Annotated in this window: 15 protein-coding genes; 5 read left to right on the plus strand and 10 right to left on the minus strand. The window is 71.1% G+C overall.

All coding sequences use genetic code 11. From position 1 onward, the window contains the following. Positions 1-17 precede the first annotated feature (17 nt). Complete coding sequence (locus tag ACFZP7_RS24630; protein WP_051890460.1) at positions 18-911, minus strand: DMT family transporter; 894 nt, start codon at positions 909-911, stop codon at positions 18-20. A 76-nt stretch (positions 912-987) separates the two neighbouring features. Between ACFZP7_RS24630 and ACFZP7_RS24635 the strand changes: the two genes are divergently transcribed. Beyond that, positions 988-1,602: a TetR/AcrR family transcriptional regulator gene (locus ACFZP7_RS24635; protein WP_371848174.1), complete on the plus strand. Its 615-nt coding sequence runs from the start codon at positions 988-990 to the stop codon at positions 1,600-1,602. A 4-nt stretch (positions 1,603-1,606) separates the two neighbouring features. Next, on the plus strand, positions 1,607-2,158 hold the full coding sequence (locus ACFZP7_RS24640; protein ID WP_385635751.1) for a cysteine hydrolase family protein: 552 nt from the start codon (positions 1,607-1,609) through the stop codon (positions 2,156-2,158). Here the strand turns inward: ACFZP7_RS24640 and ACFZP7_RS24645 are convergent. Then, positions 2,145-2,702, minus strand: a complete 558-nt coding sequence (locus ACFZP7_RS24645; RefSeq protein WP_019329789.1) for a YceI family protein — start codon at positions 2,700-2,702, stop codon at positions 2,145-2,147. The genes ACFZP7_RS24640 and ACFZP7_RS24645 overlap by 14 nt on opposite strands. A 91-nt stretch (positions 2,703-2,793) precedes the next feature. Further along, positions 2,794-4,287: a hopanoid C-3 methylase HpnR gene (gene hpnR, locus ACFZP7_RS24650; protein WP_385638515.1), complete on the minus strand. Its 1,494-nt coding sequence runs from the start codon at positions 4,285-4,287 to the stop codon at positions 2,794-2,796. A gap of 138 nt (positions 4,288-4,425) precedes the next feature. Here hpnR and ACFZP7_RS24655 point away from each other — a divergent pair, with 138 nt between their 5' ends. The 3 genes from ACFZP7_RS24655 to ACFZP7_RS24665 all read left to right on the plus strand — a co-directional run bounded on the left by ACFZP7_RS24655 (position 4,426) and on the right by ACFZP7_RS24665 (position 8,742). Further along, on the plus strand, positions 4,426-6,789 hold the full coding sequence (locus tag ACFZP7_RS24655; RefSeq protein WP_385635754.1) for a polysaccharide lyase 8 family protein: 2,364 nt from the start codon (positions 4,426-4,428) through the stop codon (positions 6,787-6,789). A 154-nt stretch (positions 6,790-6,943) separates the two neighbouring features. Beyond that, positions 6,944-8,527 (plus strand): acyl-CoA carboxylase subunit beta, encoded by a 1,584-nt coding sequence (locus ACFZP7_RS24660; RefSeq protein WP_086875687.1) that lies wholly within the window; start codon positions 6,944-6,946, stop codon positions 8,525-8,527. A gap of 17 nt (positions 8,528-8,544) precedes the next feature. Then, on the plus strand, positions 8,545-8,742 hold the full coding sequence (locus ACFZP7_RS24665; protein ID WP_031019155.1) for an acyl-CoA carboxylase epsilon subunit: 198 nt from the start codon (positions 8,545-8,547) through the stop codon (positions 8,740-8,742). A gap of 250 nt (positions 8,743-8,992) precedes the next feature. Here the strand turns inward: ACFZP7_RS24665 and ACFZP7_RS24670 are convergent, their stop codons facing one another. The 7 genes from ACFZP7_RS24670 to ACFZP7_RS24700 form a co-directional block, all read right to left on the minus strand. After that, complete coding sequence (locus ACFZP7_RS24670) at positions 8,993-9,574, minus strand: ATP/GTP-binding protein (RefSeq protein WP_009314218.1); 582 nt, start codon at positions 9,572-9,574, stop codon at positions 8,993-8,995. Beyond that, positions 9,555-10,127, minus strand: coding sequence for a DUF742 domain-containing protein (locus ACFZP7_RS24675; protein WP_019328727.1), 573 nt, complete (start codon positions 10,125-10,127; stop codon positions 9,555-9,557). Before ACFZP7_RS24675 ends, ACFZP7_RS24670 begins: the two co-directional genes overlap by 20 nt. A 94-nt stretch (positions 10,128-10,221) precedes the next feature. Then, on the minus strand, positions 10,222-10,635 hold the full coding sequence (locus tag ACFZP7_RS24680) for a roadblock/LC7 domain-containing protein (protein WP_004983065.1): 414 nt from the start codon (positions 10,633-10,635) through the stop codon (positions 10,222-10,224). Between the two features lie 10 nt (positions 10,636-10,645). Continuing rightward, a complete protein-coding gene (locus ACFZP7_RS24685; protein ID WP_046251770.1) occupies positions 10,646-13,921 on the minus strand; it encodes a nitrate- and nitrite sensing domain-containing protein in 3,276 nt (1,091 codons plus the stop codon). A gap of 410 nt (positions 13,922-14,331) precedes the next feature. After that, positions 14,332-14,907 (minus strand): ATP/GTP-binding protein, encoded by a 576-nt coding sequence (locus tag ACFZP7_RS24690; RefSeq protein WP_003973455.1) that lies wholly within the window; start codon positions 14,905-14,907, stop codon positions 14,332-14,334. Continuing rightward, positions 14,888-15,286: a DUF742 domain-containing protein gene (locus ACFZP7_RS24695; protein ID WP_019328729.1), complete on the minus strand. Its 399-nt coding sequence runs from the start codon at positions 15,284-15,286 to the stop codon at positions 14,888-14,890. The genes ACFZP7_RS24690 and ACFZP7_RS24695 overlap by 20 nt, the downstream gene beginning before the upstream one ends. 111 nt (positions 15,287-15,397) lie before the next feature. Beyond that, positions 15,398-15,811 (minus strand): roadblock/LC7 domain-containing protein, encoded by a 414-nt coding sequence (locus tag ACFZP7_RS24700; protein WP_003973453.1) that lies wholly within the window; start codon positions 15,809-15,811, stop codon positions 15,398-15,400. Positions 15,812-15,815 lie beyond the last annotated feature (4 nt).

The raw sequence follows: 15,815 nt of genomic DNA on the forward strand, positions 1-15,815 counted from the left end.
TGTTCACGCCGGGCACATTAGCGGCTCGCGGCGAGCGGCGCGACCGGATTTCGCCCGCGCCGCACGACCACGACGGCCGCGAGGCCCACGGCCAGGCCGATCGCGGTCTGCACGCCGAAGTGCTCGCCGAACATCAGGGCGCCCCACACGGCCGTGACCGGAGCCATGAGGAACATGAGCGTGTTGACCTCGGTGAGGCCCGACCGGCGCAGGAGCAGCCAGTACAGCCCGTAGCCGCCGAAGGTGGGCAGCACCACCAGCCAGGCGGTCGCCGTCCAGAACGAGGAGTCGGCGGGCGGGACCGCGGCCCCGGCGCCCACCGCGAGCGCCGAGAAGAGAACGGCACTGGTCACGCAGTGGATCGTGAGCGCCGCCCGGGGCGCGACGGGCCTGGGCGAGCGGCCTTCCAGGAAGGTGGCCGCCACCAGGGACAGCATGCCGAGGAAGGGTATGAAGTACGCCCACCGGGACACGTCCGCGCCCGACGCCCCGGCGTCGGCCACGGTCACCGTGGCGACACCGGCCAGACCCAGCCAGAGTCCCAGCCACTGCCGGCGGGACACGTACTGCCGGAGCAGGGGCCCGGCGAGCGCACCGGCGACCAGCGGCTGGACGCCGTCGATCAGGGCGGTGGTGCCGCTGGAGACGCCGAGCTGGATGGCGTAGTACACGCTGAGCAGGTAGCCGCTCTGGGAGAGCGCGCCGATGGCGACCTGCCGGCCGGCGTCCCGGAGCGTCAGGCCCCGCCACGCCTTCCGGGAGAGGGCCGCGGCGGCGACCAGGACCGCCGCGAGCGGCAGGAACCGCCACATCAGCAGCGTGCTCGCGTCCGCGGTCCCCGCGCCGAGCTTGGCGCCGATGAAACCGGAGCTCCAGCACAGTACGAAGGCGACCGAGAGCAGGGCGTTCACGTCGACCACATCCCGAGTAGACAGATCGGTTTACTCGTCTCGGGTGCCCACTATACAGATCGGTATACTGGGCAGCATGGGGTCGAAAGAGGAACCGCGCCGCGTCCGGATGACGCCCGGCGCGCGACGGGTGCTGGAGGCCGCCGAGCGGCTGTTCTACGCGCACGGCATCCACGCCGTCGGGGTGGATCTCATCGCCGCCGAGGCCGGGGTGACCAAGAAGACGCTGTACGACCGGTTCGGCTCGAAGGAGCAGATCGTCGTGGAGTACCTGGCCGGACGCGACGAGCGCTGGCGGGCGCTGCTCGCCGGCCGGCTGGACGCGGCGGGGGAGGGGACGGCGGACCGGGTGGCGGCCGTCTTCGAGGCCTCGCGGGTGTGGGCGGCGGAGTACGGGGCCAAGGGGTGCAGCATGATCAACGCGCACGCGGAGATCAGCGACCCGGCCCATCCGGCGTACGCGGTCATCACCGGGCAGAAGCGGTGGATGCTGGAGCTGTTCACCGGCCTGGCCCGCCGGGTCGACCCGGCCGGGGCGGACCGTCTGGGGCGGGCCCTGATGCTGCTGCACGAGGGAGCGCTGGTCGCGCACGGCCTCGGGGTCTTCCCTGACCCCTTCGGCGCGGCCCTCGACCAGGCGCGGGGACTGCTGGAGAACGGGGCGCCCTCGCGGGAGGCGCCGCTACGGTGAGCCCATGCCGTCCCGTACCGCGCTTCTCGTCATCGACATGCAGAACGCCACCGTCGCCCTGGCGCACCGGGCCGCCGAGACGGTGGCCGTGATCGCGGGGCTCAGCGAACGGGCCAGGGCGGCCGGGGTACCGGTGGTGACCGTCCGGCAGCGGGACGAGGGCATGGTGCCCGGCACCGAGGGGTGGCGGGTGGTGCCTGAGCTGGCGCCGCGCGAGGGGGAGCCGGTCGTCGACAAGACCACCCCCGACAGCTTCCTCGGCACCGACCTCGACGGTCTCCTGCGGGGGCTCGGCGTCACCGAGGTCGTCGTCACCGGTTTCGCCACGGAGGTCTGCGTGGACACCACGGCGCGGCAGGCGCTGAGCCGGGGGTACGACCTGGTCGTGGTGGCCGACGGGCACACCACCTCGCGGCGGACCCCCGCCGACGCGGGCCGCCTGGTGCCGGCCGACGACTCGATCGCGCAGTGCAACGCGATCTACCGGACGATCGGCTGGCCCGGCCGGCGTATCCGGGTCCGGGCCGCCGCCGACGTCGAGCTCAGGCCTGCTTGATCGCCGAGATGTCGAAGTTGAGCTTGATCTTGTCGGAGACCAGCACGCCGCCAGTCTCCAGGGCCGCGTTCCAGGTCAGGCCCCACTCCGAGCGCTTGATCTCGGCCTTGCCCTCGAAGCCGACGCGCTCGTTGCCGAACGGGTCCTTGGCGGCGCCGTTGAACTCCAGGTCGATGCTGATCGGCCGGGTGGTGCCGAGGATCGTGAGGTCACCGGTGATGCGGTAGTCGTCGCCGCCGAGGGACTCCGCCGAGGTGGAACGGAAGGTCATCTTCGGGAACTCGTCCGTCTTGAAGAAGTCCGAGCTCTTGAGGTGGCCGTCGCGGTCGGCGGAACCCGTGTCGATGCTGTCCATCGTGACGTCGAGGGTCGCCGTGGACTTCGCCGGGTCGGTGCCGTCCAGGTGCAGGGTGCCGCTGAAGTCGAGGAACTTGCCCTTGACGTTGGTGACCATGGCGTGGCGCGCGGTGAAGCCGATCGTCGTGTGGGCCGGGTCGATGGTGTACTCGCCGGTCAGGGTCGCGAGGTCGGGGGTCGTGGTCATGGTGTCCTCCAGGAAGGTTCGCCCGTGATGTTGAATGTTCAACCAGTTCAACGGTGCCGACTCTAGTCCTATTCCGCGGGGCCTTCAACGGTTACGACCGGCGTGGCGGCGACGTCTGCGGAGCGGGCCGGGTGTGCACGTACAGCTGCCGCCGGTCGCCGACGTCGACGGGCCGCGGCAGCGGGAGTTCGTACCGGACGGGCATGCCGTGGTCCGCGAACTGCCGGCGCGGGTTGTAGACCTGGTTGAACTTCCAGAGCATCCGCGCGAAGTTCGTCTGCCCGTGCAGCAGGTTCCGGCCGAGGATCCGGGCCGCGCCGAACGCCGTCCTGAGGCCAAGGTGCTTGCGGTTGATCACGGCCTGGGTCCGCACCAGCTCCTCGTAGAACCGGTCCAGCGGCAGCGTCGTCGGCACCACCGCGTGCTGGATGTCGAAGAGGCGGTAGTCGCGGGTGGTCAGGCGGCGTGACTCGGTGTGCCAGATCTCCGTGCCGGGGTACGGCGTCATCACCGTGAAGTGCACGATCTCCGGCACCGACAGCGCGAACTCCCGCACCACCCGGAAACGCTCCTCGTCCCAGGCCGGGTCCACGATCAGGTTGATCGCGACCTGGATGCCCATCCGCCGGGCCGCCTCCAGCGCACGGACGTTCTCGTCCGGACTGATCCGCTTGCGGAACAGGTCGAGCCCCTCGGCGTCGATGGCCTCCATGCCCAGGAACATGTAGCGCAGGCCGAGTCGCGCCCACCGCTCGAAGACCTCGGGGTGGCGCAGCAGCACGTCGCTGCGCGTCTCCAGGTAGTACTGCTTGCGGATGCCGCGCCGCTCCACCTCGTCGGCGATGGCGTTGCCGTGCTCGGGCCGGATGAAGGCCACGTCGTCCACGATGAAGACGTTGGGCTCGCGGATGCGCGCCAGGTCCTCGGCCGCCGCCTCGGGGGAGGCCTTGCGGTAGCTGCGGCCGTAGAACGTCCAGGCCGAGCAGAACGAGCAGTCCCACGGGCAGCCGCGGGTGAACTCGATGGAGGCGCACGGGTCCAGCTCGCCGATGAAGTAGCGGCGCCGGTTGCGCATCAGGTCGCGGGCCGGGAGCGGGGAGTCGATGCCGTGCATCATCAGCGGCGCGGGACCGCGTCCGGCGGCGGTGACGATGCCGGGGACGCCGTCGACCCCGCCGTCGCGCACCGCCTCCAGCAGCGGCGCGATCGCCGGCTCGCCCTCGCCCCGGACCACCGCGTCCACCGCCCCGGCCGCCTGCTCCAGCACGTCCTCGGCGACGAAGGAGACGCTGTGCCCGCCGAAGAAGACGAAGCAGTCCGGGACCACCCGCTTCACCTTCACCGCCAGCTCGATCGCCTCCGGGATGTTCGCCAGGTAGTTCAGCGAGATCCCGAGCGCCTCGGGCCGGAACGCCCGCACCTCGTCGCGCAGCACCCGCTCGCTGAGCACCTGGCGGTCCACGACCCGCACCTCGTGGCCCGCGTCGCGGGCGGCGCCCGCCACCCGTTCCAGCCCGAGCGGTTCCAGGCGCAGGAAGATCTCGGAGTACATCAGGGCGCTGGGATGCACGAGCAGCAGGCGCATGGTCACCTCGTCGGGGTCTGGGCGCACCGGAACGGAGGCGAACCGGAACGGCGGTCGGGCCCCCTTTTCGTAACCCCTCCCGTTCGCCGCCGCAGCCCCCGTACCGCCGCCTGGCCGACCCCGGATCGGGGAAGGGACATGGGCATGACCTCCCTGTGGCCGCACGCCCGCCGTACCGGTGCCGGACCCAGCCGACGCGCCTTCCTCCTCGCGACCGGACTGGCCGCCGCGCTCACCCCCGCCCTGGCTGCCCCGGCCCCCGCCGCGGTACGCGCCGACCCCTACGACACCCTCCGCAACCGCTGGCTCGCCATCGCCCTCGGCGCCGGCTACGACCCCGCCGCCGAACCGTACGCCTCGCGCCTCGCCGACACCGGGGCCCGGGCCCGCGACCATCACGCCACCATGGACCCCACCCCCACCTCCCTGTGGCCCGGCCACCCCTTCGACCCGCCCGCCGGCATCACCTTCGCCTACGGCCGCCTGTGGACCATGACCCAGGCGTACGTCCAGCAGGGCACGGGCTCCACCGGCGACCAGGCCCTGCTCGCCGGCATCCTGCGCGGCCTCGACCACCTCTCGGCCACCGTGTACAACCCCTCCACCACCCGCTACGGCAACTGGTGGGAATGGCAGATCGGCAGCCCCCGCCTCCTGATGGACATCACGGCCGCCCTGTACGACCGGCTCGGCCCCGACCGCGTCACCGCCGCCTGCGCGGCCGTCGACCACTTCGTCCCCGAGGCGATGCTCCGCGACTACTCCGGCACCTCCACCGGCGCCAACCGCGTCGACCTGTGCCGCTCCGTCGCCCTGCGCGGCATCCTGGGCCGCGCCCCCGAGAAGATCGCCCTGGCCCGCGACGCCCTCTCGCCGGTCTTCCCCTACGTGACCGAGGGCGACGGCCTCTACGCCGACGGCTCCTTCGTGCAGCACACCTGGGTCGCCTACTCGGGGACGTACGGTCAGGTCATGCTGGACGGCCTCGGACGGCTGTTCACCCTGCTGGCGGGCTCCGAGTGGGAGGTGACCGACCCGGGCAGACAGATCGTCCTGGACAGCGTGGAGCACGCCTACGCGCCCCTGATCCACGACGGACTCGTCATGGACACCGTCAACGGGCGGGCCATCAGCCGGGGTTACCTCAAGAGCGACGACCTGCACGTCATGCGCGGCGACCACTTCCACGGCCAGCAGATCATCGCCGCCATGGCGGTCCTCGCGGGCGGCGCGAGCCCCGCCGAGCGCGAACGCTGGTACGCGAGGATCAAGGGCTGGATCGAACGGGACACGGTCACCCCGGTCCTCACGGCACCGCAGTTCCCGGTCGCCGACCTGGCCCGGCTGCACGCGATCGCCGACGCGCCCGTCGAGGCCGCGCCCGAGCCCGTCGGGCACCGGCTCTTCGCCGCCATGGACCGGGCCGTCCACCGCCGCCCCGCCTTCACCGCCGGCCTCGCCATGGCCAGTGACCGCATCGCACACTACGAGTGCGGCAACGGCGAGAACCCGCGAGGCTGGCACACCGGCGCCGGCATGCTCACCTGGTGGGCGAACGGGACCCGATCCGACCAGTACACGGACTGGTTCTGGCCGACGGTCGACTGGTACCGGCTGCCCGGCACCACCGTCTCCACCCGACGCCTGGCCGACCGCGCGGGCGGCGAGTGGGGCGCGCCCAAGCCCGACGTGCGCTGGGTCGGCGGCGCCACCGACGGCGAGTACGCGGCCGTCGGGCAGCACCTCAAGGGGCTCGGCTCGACCCTGGAGGCCCGCAAGTCCTGGTTCTTCCTCGACGACGAGGTGGTCTGCCTCGGCGCCGGCATCAGCTGCGCGGACGGCGTCCCGGTCGAGACCGTCGTCGACAACCGCAACCTCGGCGAGGGCGGCACCCAGGCCCTGGTCCGCGGCCGCCACTGGGCCCACCTGGAGGGCCACGGCGGCTGGATCGTGCCCGACGGCGAGCTGCGGACCCTGCGCGAGGACCGCACCGGCGCCTGGTCCGACATCAACACCACCAGCACCTCCGAGCGCCGCACCCGCCGCTGGCAGACCCTCTGGCTCGACCACGGCACGGACCCGACCGACGCCACCTACCTCTACGTCCTCATGCCCGGCGCCTCCGCGCGGGCCGTCGCCCGCCGTGCCACCGACCGCCACCGGCTGACCGTCCTCGCCAACGACGGCCGCCGCCAGGCCGTCGCCGTCCCCCCGCTCGGCCTCACGGCGGCCAACTTCTGGCAGGCCGGTACGGCGGGACCGCTCACCTCCACCGCGGGGGCGAGCGTGCTGGTCCGGCGCCGGGGCCGCACCGCTACCCTCTGCGTGAGCGAACCGCCGCGCACGGGGCGACCCCTGGAGATCATCTGGGACCACCCCGTACGCGCCGTGGTGCGAGCCGACGAGACGGTCCGGATCCTCTCGACGGGCCGCCGACTGCACCTGCGCGTCACCCCAGGGGTGGTATGTACCACCCATGAATGTGAGGTGACTCTCACCTGACGACTTTGTGCGACCTCTACAAGCAACAGGCCCCCTGAGCAGTCGAAAAGGCTGCATGCCATGGGGGTTCTGTTCAGTGCTACCAGGAAAACGCGCCGGACACTGTACGGAGTCGACGGCTCGCATTCCTTGGTCGGGTTCGTAGAGTCGCTACATGACCGTTTTGGATGAGGCGCCGGGTGAGCCGACGGACGCGCGCGGGCGGGTGGCCGAGCTGCACGAGATCCGTGCGCAGGCACTGGCCGGGCCGAGCGAGAAGGCGACGGCCGCGCAGCACGCCAAGGGTAAGCTGACCGCGCGGGAGCGGATCGAGCTGCTGGTGGACCCGGGGTCGTTCCGGGAGGTCGAGCAGTTGCGGCGGCACCGGGCGACCGGGTTCGGGCTGGAGGCCAAGAAGCCGTACACGGACGGTGTGATCACCGGCTGGGGCACGGTGGAGGGCCGGACGGTCTTCGTCTACGCGCACGACTTCCGGATCTTCGGCGGTGCGCTGGGCGAGGCGCACGCCACGAAGATCCACAAGATCATGGACATGGCCATCGCGGCCGGCGCCCCGCTGGTCTCCCTCAACGACGGCGCGGGCGCCCGGATCCAGGAGGGCGTCTCGGCGCTCGCCGGCTACGGCGGCATCTTCCAGCGCAACACCAAGGCGTCCGGGGTCATCCCGCAGATCAGCGTGATGCTCGGCCCGTGCGCGGGCGGCGCGGCCTACAGCCCCGCCCTCACCGACTTCGTGTTCATGGTGCGCGACACCTCGCAGATGTTCATCACCGGTCCCGACGTGGTCAAGGCGGTCACCGGCGAGGAGATCACCCAGAACGGTCTGGGCGGGGCCGACGTCCACGCCGAGACCTCGGGTGTGGCGCACTTCGCCTACGACGACGAGGAGACCTGCCTCGCCGAGGTCCGCTACCTGCTGTCGATGCTCCCGCAGAACAACCGGGAGAACCCGCCCCGCCACGAGTGCGGCGACCCCGCGGACCGCCGCGGCGACACCCTCCTCGACCTGGTCCCGGCGGACGGCAACCGTCCCTACGACATGGCCAAGGTCATCGAGGAGATCGTCGACGACGGCGAGTACCTGGAGGTCCACGAGCGCTGGGCCCGCAACATCATCTGCGCCCTGGCCCGCCTCGACGGCCAGGTCGTGGGCATCGTCGCCAACCAGCCGCAGGCCCTGGCCGGCGTCCTGGACATCGAGGCCAGCGAGAAGGCCGCCCGCTTCGTCCAGATGTGCGACGCCTTCAACATCCCCATCGTCACCTTCCTGGACGTCCCCGGCTTCCTGCCGGGCGTCGACCAGGAGCACGGCGGCATCATCCGCCACGGCGCCAAGCTGCTGTACGCGTACTGCAACGCGACCGTCCCGCGCATCTCCCTGATCCTGCGCAAGGCCTACGGCGGCGCCTACATCGTCATGGACTCCCAGTCCATCGGCGCCGACCTCACCTACGCCTGGCCGACCAACGAGATCGCGGTGATGGGCGCCGAGGGCGCCGCCAACGTCATCTTCCGCCGGCAGATCGCCGAGGCCGAGGACCCCGAGGCCATGCGCGCCCGCATGGTCAAGGAGTACAAGACCGAGCTGATGCACCCCTACTACGCGGCCGAACGCGGCCTGGTCGACGACGTCATCGACCCCGCCGAGACCCGCGAGGTGCTGATCAAGTCCCTGGCGATGCTCCAGACCAAGCACGCCGACCTGCCCTCCCGCAAGCACGGCAACCCGCCGCAGTGACCCGAGGAGCCACGACCATGTCCCCTGCCGACATCCGCGTCGAGAAGGGCCACGCCGAGCCCGAGGAGGTCGCCGCCCTCACGGCCCTCCTCCTCGCCCGCGCCGCCGCCCGCCCCGCCGAGATCGCCCCGACCCACGGCGGCGGCCGCGTCCGGGCCGGCTGGCGCCGCCTGGAACGCGAGCCCGGCTTCCGCGCCCCGCACAGCTGGCGCTGACGCCGCGACACGCCGTAGAGGCCCCCTCCGCCCAGGAGGGGGCCTCTACGCGTGACGCGGGCCAGGGGCAGCCCACCCAGGGGCGCGGGGAACTGCGCGACCGGCCACGAACCACCCGCACCCGGCAACGAAACAGCCCCCGGCAGCCCAGTGGCCGCAGGGGGCGTAACGCAACCCGGCGCAGCGGGGTGCCGCCTGCGCCCACCCGTGCCGCCCCAGGCGGCACGACTGCCCGCAGGCTGAGGAAGTGCTAGCGGAGACGGGCCATCAGCGCGTGCTCGACGAGCGTGATCAGCGCGGACTTCGCGTCGGCCCGGTGCCGCGCATCCGTCGTGATGATCGGGGTGTCCGGGCCGATCTGCAGCGCCTCCCGGACCTCGTCCGGGTTGTACGGCTGCTGTCCGTCGAACCCGTTCAGCGCGATCACGAACGGCAGACCGGAGTTCTCGAAGTAGTCGACGGCGGGGAAGCAGTCGGCGAGCCGCCTCGTGTCGACCAGCACGATCGCCCCGATGGCGCCGCGCACCAGGTCGTCCCACATGAACCAGAAGCGGTCCTGGCCGGGCGTACCGAAGAGGTACAGGATCAGGTCCTGGTCGAGCGTGATGCGTCCGAAGTCCATGGCGACCGTCGTGGTCGTCTTGTCCCCCGTGTGGGTGAGGTCGTCGATGCCCGCCGACGCGGATGTCATCACGGCCTCGGTGCGCAGCGGATTGATCTCCGAGACAGCGCCGACGAACGTGGTCTTGCCCACGCCGAAGCCGCCCGCCACCACGATCTTCGCGGAAGTGGTGGAGCGGGAAGGACCGCCGCTAGAGCTTGCGAAGTCCACTGAGCACCCTTTCGAGCAGTGTCACGTCTGGCTGGCCGCCGGCGTTCTCGTCGCCGCCGGGCTGATGGATGGCGACCAGTCCCGCCTCCGCCAAGTCGGCGACGAGGATCCTGGCCACGCCGAGAGGGATCGTCAGGAGGGCCGAGACCTCGGCCACCGACTTGATCTCCCGGCAGAGGTTGCAGATCCGCTGATGCTCGGGCAGCTGGCCCTGCATCTGGTGCGGCTGCGCGGTGGTGTGCACCAGCGCCTCGATGGCGAGCTGGTACCGCGGCCTGGTGCGGCCGCCCGTCATGGCGTACGGGCGCACCAGGGGGTTGTTCGACGCCCCCGCGGGCGCCGGCTCAGGGGTGCGGCGCTGCGGCTGCACGGGCTGGATGCGCGGAGCCTGCGGCTGGTCGTACGGCGAAGGGCCGGGGCCCTGCGGCGCGTACGGCTGCCGGTGGTCCGGGACGGAGGGGTAGCCGTACCCGTTCGCCGAGCCGTCGCCTTGGCCCTGGGCAGGGCCGTACGACCAGTTGCCCGAAGACGGACCGCCTGGGGGTGTTGCCACTTTTTCCTCCTCCGACTGTGCCGGGCATCCATCACTGTGGAGCCGCGTCCCGAAACTTTACGGCCACGGGACGCCAAAACGCACCGTCTGTCCTTTAGTTGAGAAGGCTCCCTTGGAGCTCCGCCCGCAGATCGGGCGTCAGAACCGTGCCGGCACGGTCCACCAGGAGGGCCATCTCGTACCCAATGAGACCGATGTCCGCCTCCGGGTGTGCGAGAACCGCGAGGGAGGAACCGTCGGAGATGGACATGATGAAGAGGAATCCCCGCTCCATCTCCACAACCGTCTGGTTCACGCTGCCGCCCTCGAAGATGCGCGAGGCACCGGCGGTCAGCGAGGTCAGGCCGGAGGCGACGGCCGCCAGCTGGTCGGCGCGGTCGCGCGGAAACCCTTCGGACATCGCGAGAAGGAGTCCGTCGGCGGAGACCACCACCGTGTGGGACACCCCCGGGGTGTTGTCCACGAAGTTGGTGATCAACCAGTTCAGGTTCTGTGCCGCCTGGCTCATCGGGCTCACACTAACGCTCCTGGTTGTAGGTGCTGTCAGGACCACGGTGTTCATTCCTTGTGTCCTGGCCGTTCGTTTCACTGCCTGCGTTGCGGCCCCGTTCGACGCCGCGCCGCAGGTTGCTCAGCCTGCCCCGGACGTCCTCCGGAGCGCGGGAGACCTGGGGGCCTCCCTGTGGAGTGGATTCGGCGGTGCCCTCGACCAGATTGGCCTTGGGTACCCGGCGCGGCAGCCCCGAGGAGGTCACCCCGCCCGCCTTGGGCCTGCGCAGCTGTGCGGCCTGCTGCCAGCGGTCGTCGTTGGCCGACCGCCAGTTGTCCGTGCCGTTCGCACCGGCCGTGTCGGCCGGCGTCTCCTGGCCCACGTGCCCCGCACTGCCCGCGCCGCCCCCGGCGGATCCGCGGCGGGGGAGACCGGCGTCGGTCAGCTCGTGGGTGGCGGAGGCGGCCGGACCCGGACGGTCGAAGCCTACGCGGTCCGCCTCGTTCACGTCAGCGGCCTGCGCGGATTCCGCCTCGGGTGCCCCGGAGGGGTACTGGTCCGGATAGCCGTTCTGATAGCCGTCCTGCTGCGGCCAGTCGTCCTGGTGGCGCCGCTGCTCGAAGGCCGAGTAGCCCTCCGGAGCGCCGGAGCCGGCCGACTGGTGGCCGTTGCGGGCCGGTTCCGCGAACGCGGGGTCCTGGAAGCCGCCGCCCGCCGGGTAGCCCTCGCCCTGCGGCAGGCCGCCGTTGGGCGCGAAGTACTGCTCGTCGTACGTCTGCTGCTGGTCCTGGTACGGCGCCTGCTGCTGGTCGGCGTACGCCTGCTGGTCGTAGCCGCCGGTCTGCTGGTCCTGGTAACCGCCCTGGCCCTGCTCGTAGACCGGCTGCTGCCCGGTGAACTGGTCCTGGTAGCCGGGGGCCTCGGCCTCCTCGCGCCCGCCGTGCTCCTCGGGGCCGGTCAGCTCGGGGTGCGACTGGGCCTCCAGGGCCGCCCGGCGCTCCTCGCGCATCAGCGAGCGGCCGACAGGGTCCAGCTCGCGTATGTCGTCGGGGACGTCGGCGTACCGGCTGTCGTCGAAGCCCAGCTCGGCGGCGGTCCGCATCGGCTGGCCGACCTGGGCGAAGTTCTCGCCGGTCGGGAAGTTCTGCTCCGGGATGATCTGCGAGACGGTGAACTCGTCGCGCTGCTGCTGCTCGCCGCCGCCACCGTGGGTGATGGCGTCCGGGAGCATGACCAGCGAGGTGGTGCCCGCCTGCTCGCCGGAGGGACGCAGCTGGACGCGGATGCCGTGCCGGTCGGACAGCCGGCCGACCACGAACAGGCCCATGCGCTGCGAGATCGCGGCGTCCACGGTCGGCGGGTTGGCCAGCTTGTGGTTGATGTCCGCGAAGTCCTCGGCGGTCAGGCCGATGCCCTTGTCGTGGATCTCGACCATCACGCGGCCGTCGGGAAGCCGGGTCGCGGTGACGCGGACCTTGGTCTGCGGGGAGGAGAACGTGGTGGCGTTCTCCAGCAGCTCGGCGAGCAGGTGCACGAGGTCGGTCACGGCACGGCCGTGGATCTCGGCCTCGGGGACGCCCGACAGCTCGATGCGCTCGTACTGCTCCACCTCGGAGGAGGCAGCCCGCAGCACGTCGACCAGCGGGACCGGCTGGTCCCAGCGGCGGCCGGGCTCCTCGCCGGCGAGGACCAGGAGGTTCTCGCCGTTGCGGCGCATGCGGGTGGCCAGGTGGTCCAGCCGGAAGAGGTTCTCCAGCTGGTCGGGGTCGGCCTCGTTGTTCTCCAGGTCGGTGATCAGGGTCAGCTGGCCCTCGATCAGCGACTGGTTGCGGCGCGACAGGTTGGTGAAGATCGCGTTGATGTTGCCCCGCAGCAGGGCCTGCTCGGAGGCGAGCCGGACCGCCTCGCGGTGCACCTGGTCGAAGGCGCGGGCGACTTCGCCGATCTCGTCGGTCGAGGTGATCGGGATCGGCGCGACTCGGGTGTCGACCCGGCCGGGGTCGGTGCGGGAGAGCTGGTCGACCAGCATCGGCAGGCGCTGCTCGGCGATGCCGAAGGCGGCGGTGCGCAGCTGGCGCATGGAGCGGCTCATCTGGCGGGCCACCATGCCGGCCAGGACGAACGCGGCGAGCAGCGCGACGACGACCGCGGCACCGGTGATGTAGGCGTCCTGCTCGGCGTCGTCGGCGATGGCCGACGCCTCGGACACCGCCTTGTCGGCGAGGTCCGACTCGATCTTCTGGTACGCGTCGAACTTGAGGGTGTTGACCGCCCACCAGTTGTCCGGCGTGATGCCCTGCTCGGCCAGGTCGGCGCGGGCGCTGGTGTCCGTGGAGCCGAGCTGGGCCAGCTCCGAGACCATGGTGGTCGGGTTGGTGGGCGGCGGGACGTAGTCCGGGTCCTTGGCCTTGGCCTCCTTGGCCATGGCCGCGCCGTCCTCCTTGAGCCGCGCCTCGGCGTCCTCGAGCTTCTGGGCGTCCGCCTCGGTACCGCCGCCGATGTACTCCTCGATCGCGATCCGCTCCAGGTAGGCGTACGAGGAGAGGGCGACGCGCTGGCTGGCGAGGTGGCTCGGCTCCGGACCCGGCTTCACCAGCATGTGCATGCCGATGGAACGCTCCAGCGAGAGCGCCGCCTTGGTCAGGGAGATGGCGTAGACGGTACGGCCGTAGGAGGTGATGTTGCCGGTGCCCAGACCCAGCTCGTTGGCGAACTCCATGAGGGGGTGGGCGACGCCGGTGTACCCCTCTTCGGTCTCCACGCCCTTGAGCTTGGGGGTGTAGGCGGCCGCGCGCAGCGACTGGAGCTTGGGCTCCTGGTCGCGGAAGACCTTCAGCCGGCGCTCCAGGCCGGGCTTGGACGGCATGCCCTGGGCGGCCTCGTCGAAGGCGTCGGCCGCCTTGTCGGTCGCCTGGCGGGCCTGGACGACCGCGGTGTCCTGCTCGCCCTTGCCCTGCAGGAGCGGGGCGGCGGTGGTGTCGCGCTCGTTGTAGAGGGCGTTCGCGTAGTTCAGCGACGCCTGGACCAGGCGTGCGGTGCTCTCGGCGTCCTCGGCGTCCTGCCAGGTGTCGATCGAGCTCTTCACCTGGAAGCCGCCCATGACCAGACCGACCAGCACGGGGATGAGCAGGATCGCGTTCAGCCGGGTGGTGACCCGCCAGTTGCGCGGGGAGAAACGGCCGCCGCTCGGGGCGGGCTCCTCCTTGGTCTCCGCAGCGGGCACGGGGGCGGGCGCCGCTGTACGCGGCGGCGGGGTGAAGTTGCCCCGGGCCGATGGCTCGGGACTGTTCTTGCTTCGCCTCACTCGACCAACAACCTCTCGGCGGTCGGCACCTACGTCGTGCCGCTGTGTCTCAGAGCCCAGTCCGTCACGAGTACGCGCTACCGGTGAGTACGTCTCGCGCGTCATTGACCATCGGGCAGTTCTGGCATTCCAGCACGGCGACCTGCGCTCTTCCAAACAGTCGAACGCCGGGGTTACACGTGATGTAAGCCCCAGATAAAACGGTCAAAAAGAGCGAGGCCCGTCAAAAGACGGGGCGTTCGTGCGCGCAGCGAGACCAGTTGACCGCGTCGCGTGTCGATACCACCCGATTCCTCTGCCGAAACGTTATGAACGGTGGAGCCGACCGTGTCAAAGGACACAGCCGGCTCCATTCCGTCTACGACAACTGCCGTAGATCACTGCCGACTTGACTGCGCTCGCCTGCGTACCTACCGCAACCGGGCCATCAGCGCGTGCTCCACCAGCGTGATCAGCGCGCTCTTCGCGTCGGCGCGGTGCCGGGCGTCGGTCGTGATGATCGGGGTGTCCGGGCCGATCTGCAGCGCCTCCCGCACCTCGTCCGGGGAGTACGGCTGCTGACCGTCGAAGCCGTTGAGCGCGACGACGAACGGCAGACCGCTGTTCTCGAAGTAGTCCACCGCCGGGAAGCAGTCGGCCAGCCGGCGGGTGTCGCACAGCACCACCGCGCCGATGGCGCCGCGCACCAGGTCGTCCCACATGAACCAGAAGCGGTCCTGGCCGGGCGTGCCGAACAGGTACAGGATCAGGTCCTGGTCGAGCGTGATGCGGCCGAAGTCCATGGCGACCGTGGTGGTCGTCTTGTCACCGGCGTGCGTGAGATCGTCGATCCCGGCGCTGGCGGAGGTCATCACGGCCTCCGTGCGCAGGGGGTTGATCTCGGAGACGGCGCCCACGAACGTGGTCTTGCCGACGCCGAAGCCGCCGGCCACCACGATCTTCGCGGAGGTGGTCGCCCGCCCTCCGTCAGAGCTTTCGAAGTCCACTGAGCACCCTTTCGAGCAGTGTCACGTCCGGCGCACCGCCGTTGTTCTCGTCGCCGCCCGGCTGGTGCACCGCGACGAGCCCGGCCTCCGCGAGGTCCGCGACGAGGATCCGGGCCACGCCCAGCGGCATGGCCAGCAGGGCCGACACCTCGGCCACCGACTTCACCTCGCGGCACAGGTGGCAGATGCGCTGGTGCTCGGGAAGGAGCCCCATGAGCGCTGCCGGGTCGGCCGTCGTGCTGATCAGCGCCTCGATGGCGAGCTGGTAGCGCGGCCTGGTCCGGCCACCGGTCATCGCGTAGGGACGGACCAGTGGCTGGTCGCCCTCGTCCTCGTACGGCTCCGCGTACGGATCATGAGAGGCGGTGGGCGGGGTCATGAATCCTCCGGGCGGGACAGCAGGTCGGTCAGTCGTGCCGTCTGACGAGGCCGGTGGGGGGATTGTGGCGGCCGGACGGTGATTTGGTAACACGGGTGGTGCCGGGGCCGATCAGTGGAGCAGACTTCCTTGTAGCTCGGCGCGCAGGTCAGGCGTGAGCACGGCGCCGGCGCGGTCCACCAGGAGCGCCATCTCGTAGCCGACGAGGCCGATGTCGCACTCCGGGTGCGCGAGGACGGCCAGGGACGAGCCGTCCGAGACGGACATGAGGAAGAGGAACCCGCGTTCCATCTCCACGACCGTCTGCGCCACGTTGCCGCCCTCGAAGATCCGGGACGCCCCCGCGGTCAGCGAGGTGAGCCCCGAGGCGACGGCCGCGAGCTGGTCCGCGCGGTCGCGCGGGAAGCCCTCCGACATCGCCAGGAGGAGTCCGTCGGCGGACACGACGACGGTGTGGGACACCCCCGGGGTGTTGTCCACGAAATTCGTGATCAACCAGTTGAGGTTCTGTGCCGCCTGGCTCATCGGG

The organism is Streptomyces sp. SudanB5_2050, from assembly GCF_964272335.1.
Classification (GTDB): domain Bacteria; phylum Actinomycetota; class Actinomycetes; order Streptomycetales; family Streptomycetaceae; genus Streptomyces; species Streptomyces rochei.

Bases quoted from the DNA above. Each gene is read 5' to 3' on its own strand.
- ACFZP7_RS24635 (WP_371848174.1), top strand. From the start codon at position 988: ATGGGGTCGAAAGAGGAACCGCGCCGCGTCCGGATGACGCCCGGCGCG.
- ACFZP7_RS24640 (WP_385635751.1), top strand. From the start codon at position 1,607: ATGCCGTCCCGTACCGCGCTTCTCGTCATCGACATGCAGAACGCCACC.
- ACFZP7_RS24645 (WP_019329789.1), bottom strand. From the start codon at position 2,702: ATGACCACGACCCCCGACCTCGCGACCCTGACCGGCGAGTACACCATC.
- hpnR (WP_385638515.1), bottom strand. From the start codon at position 4,287: ATGCGCCTGCTGCTCGTGCATCCCAGCGCCCTGATGTACTCCGAGATC.
- ACFZP7_RS24655 (WP_385635754.1), top strand. From the start codon at position 4,426: ATGGGCATGACCTCCCTGTGGCCGCACGCCCGCCGTACCGGTGCCGGA.
- ACFZP7_RS24660 (WP_086875687.1), top strand. From the start codon at position 6,944: ATGACCGTTTTGGATGAGGCGCCGGGTGAGCCGACGGACGCGCGCGGG.
- ACFZP7_RS24665 (WP_031019155.1), top strand. From the start codon at position 8,545: ATGTCCCCTGCCGACATCCGCGTCGAGAAGGGCCACGCCGAGCCCGAG.
- ACFZP7_RS24680 (WP_004983065.1), bottom strand. From the start codon at position 10,635: ATGAGCCAGGCGGCACAGAACCTGAACTGGTTGATCACCAACTTCGTG.
- ACFZP7_RS24695 (WP_019328729.1), bottom strand. From the start codon at position 15,286: ATGACCCCGCCCACCGCCTCTCATGATCCGTACGCGGAGCCGTACGAG.
- ACFZP7_RS24700 (WP_003973453.1), bottom strand. From the start codon at position 15,811: ATGAGCCAGGCGGCACAGAACCTCAACTGGTTGATCACGAATTTCGTG.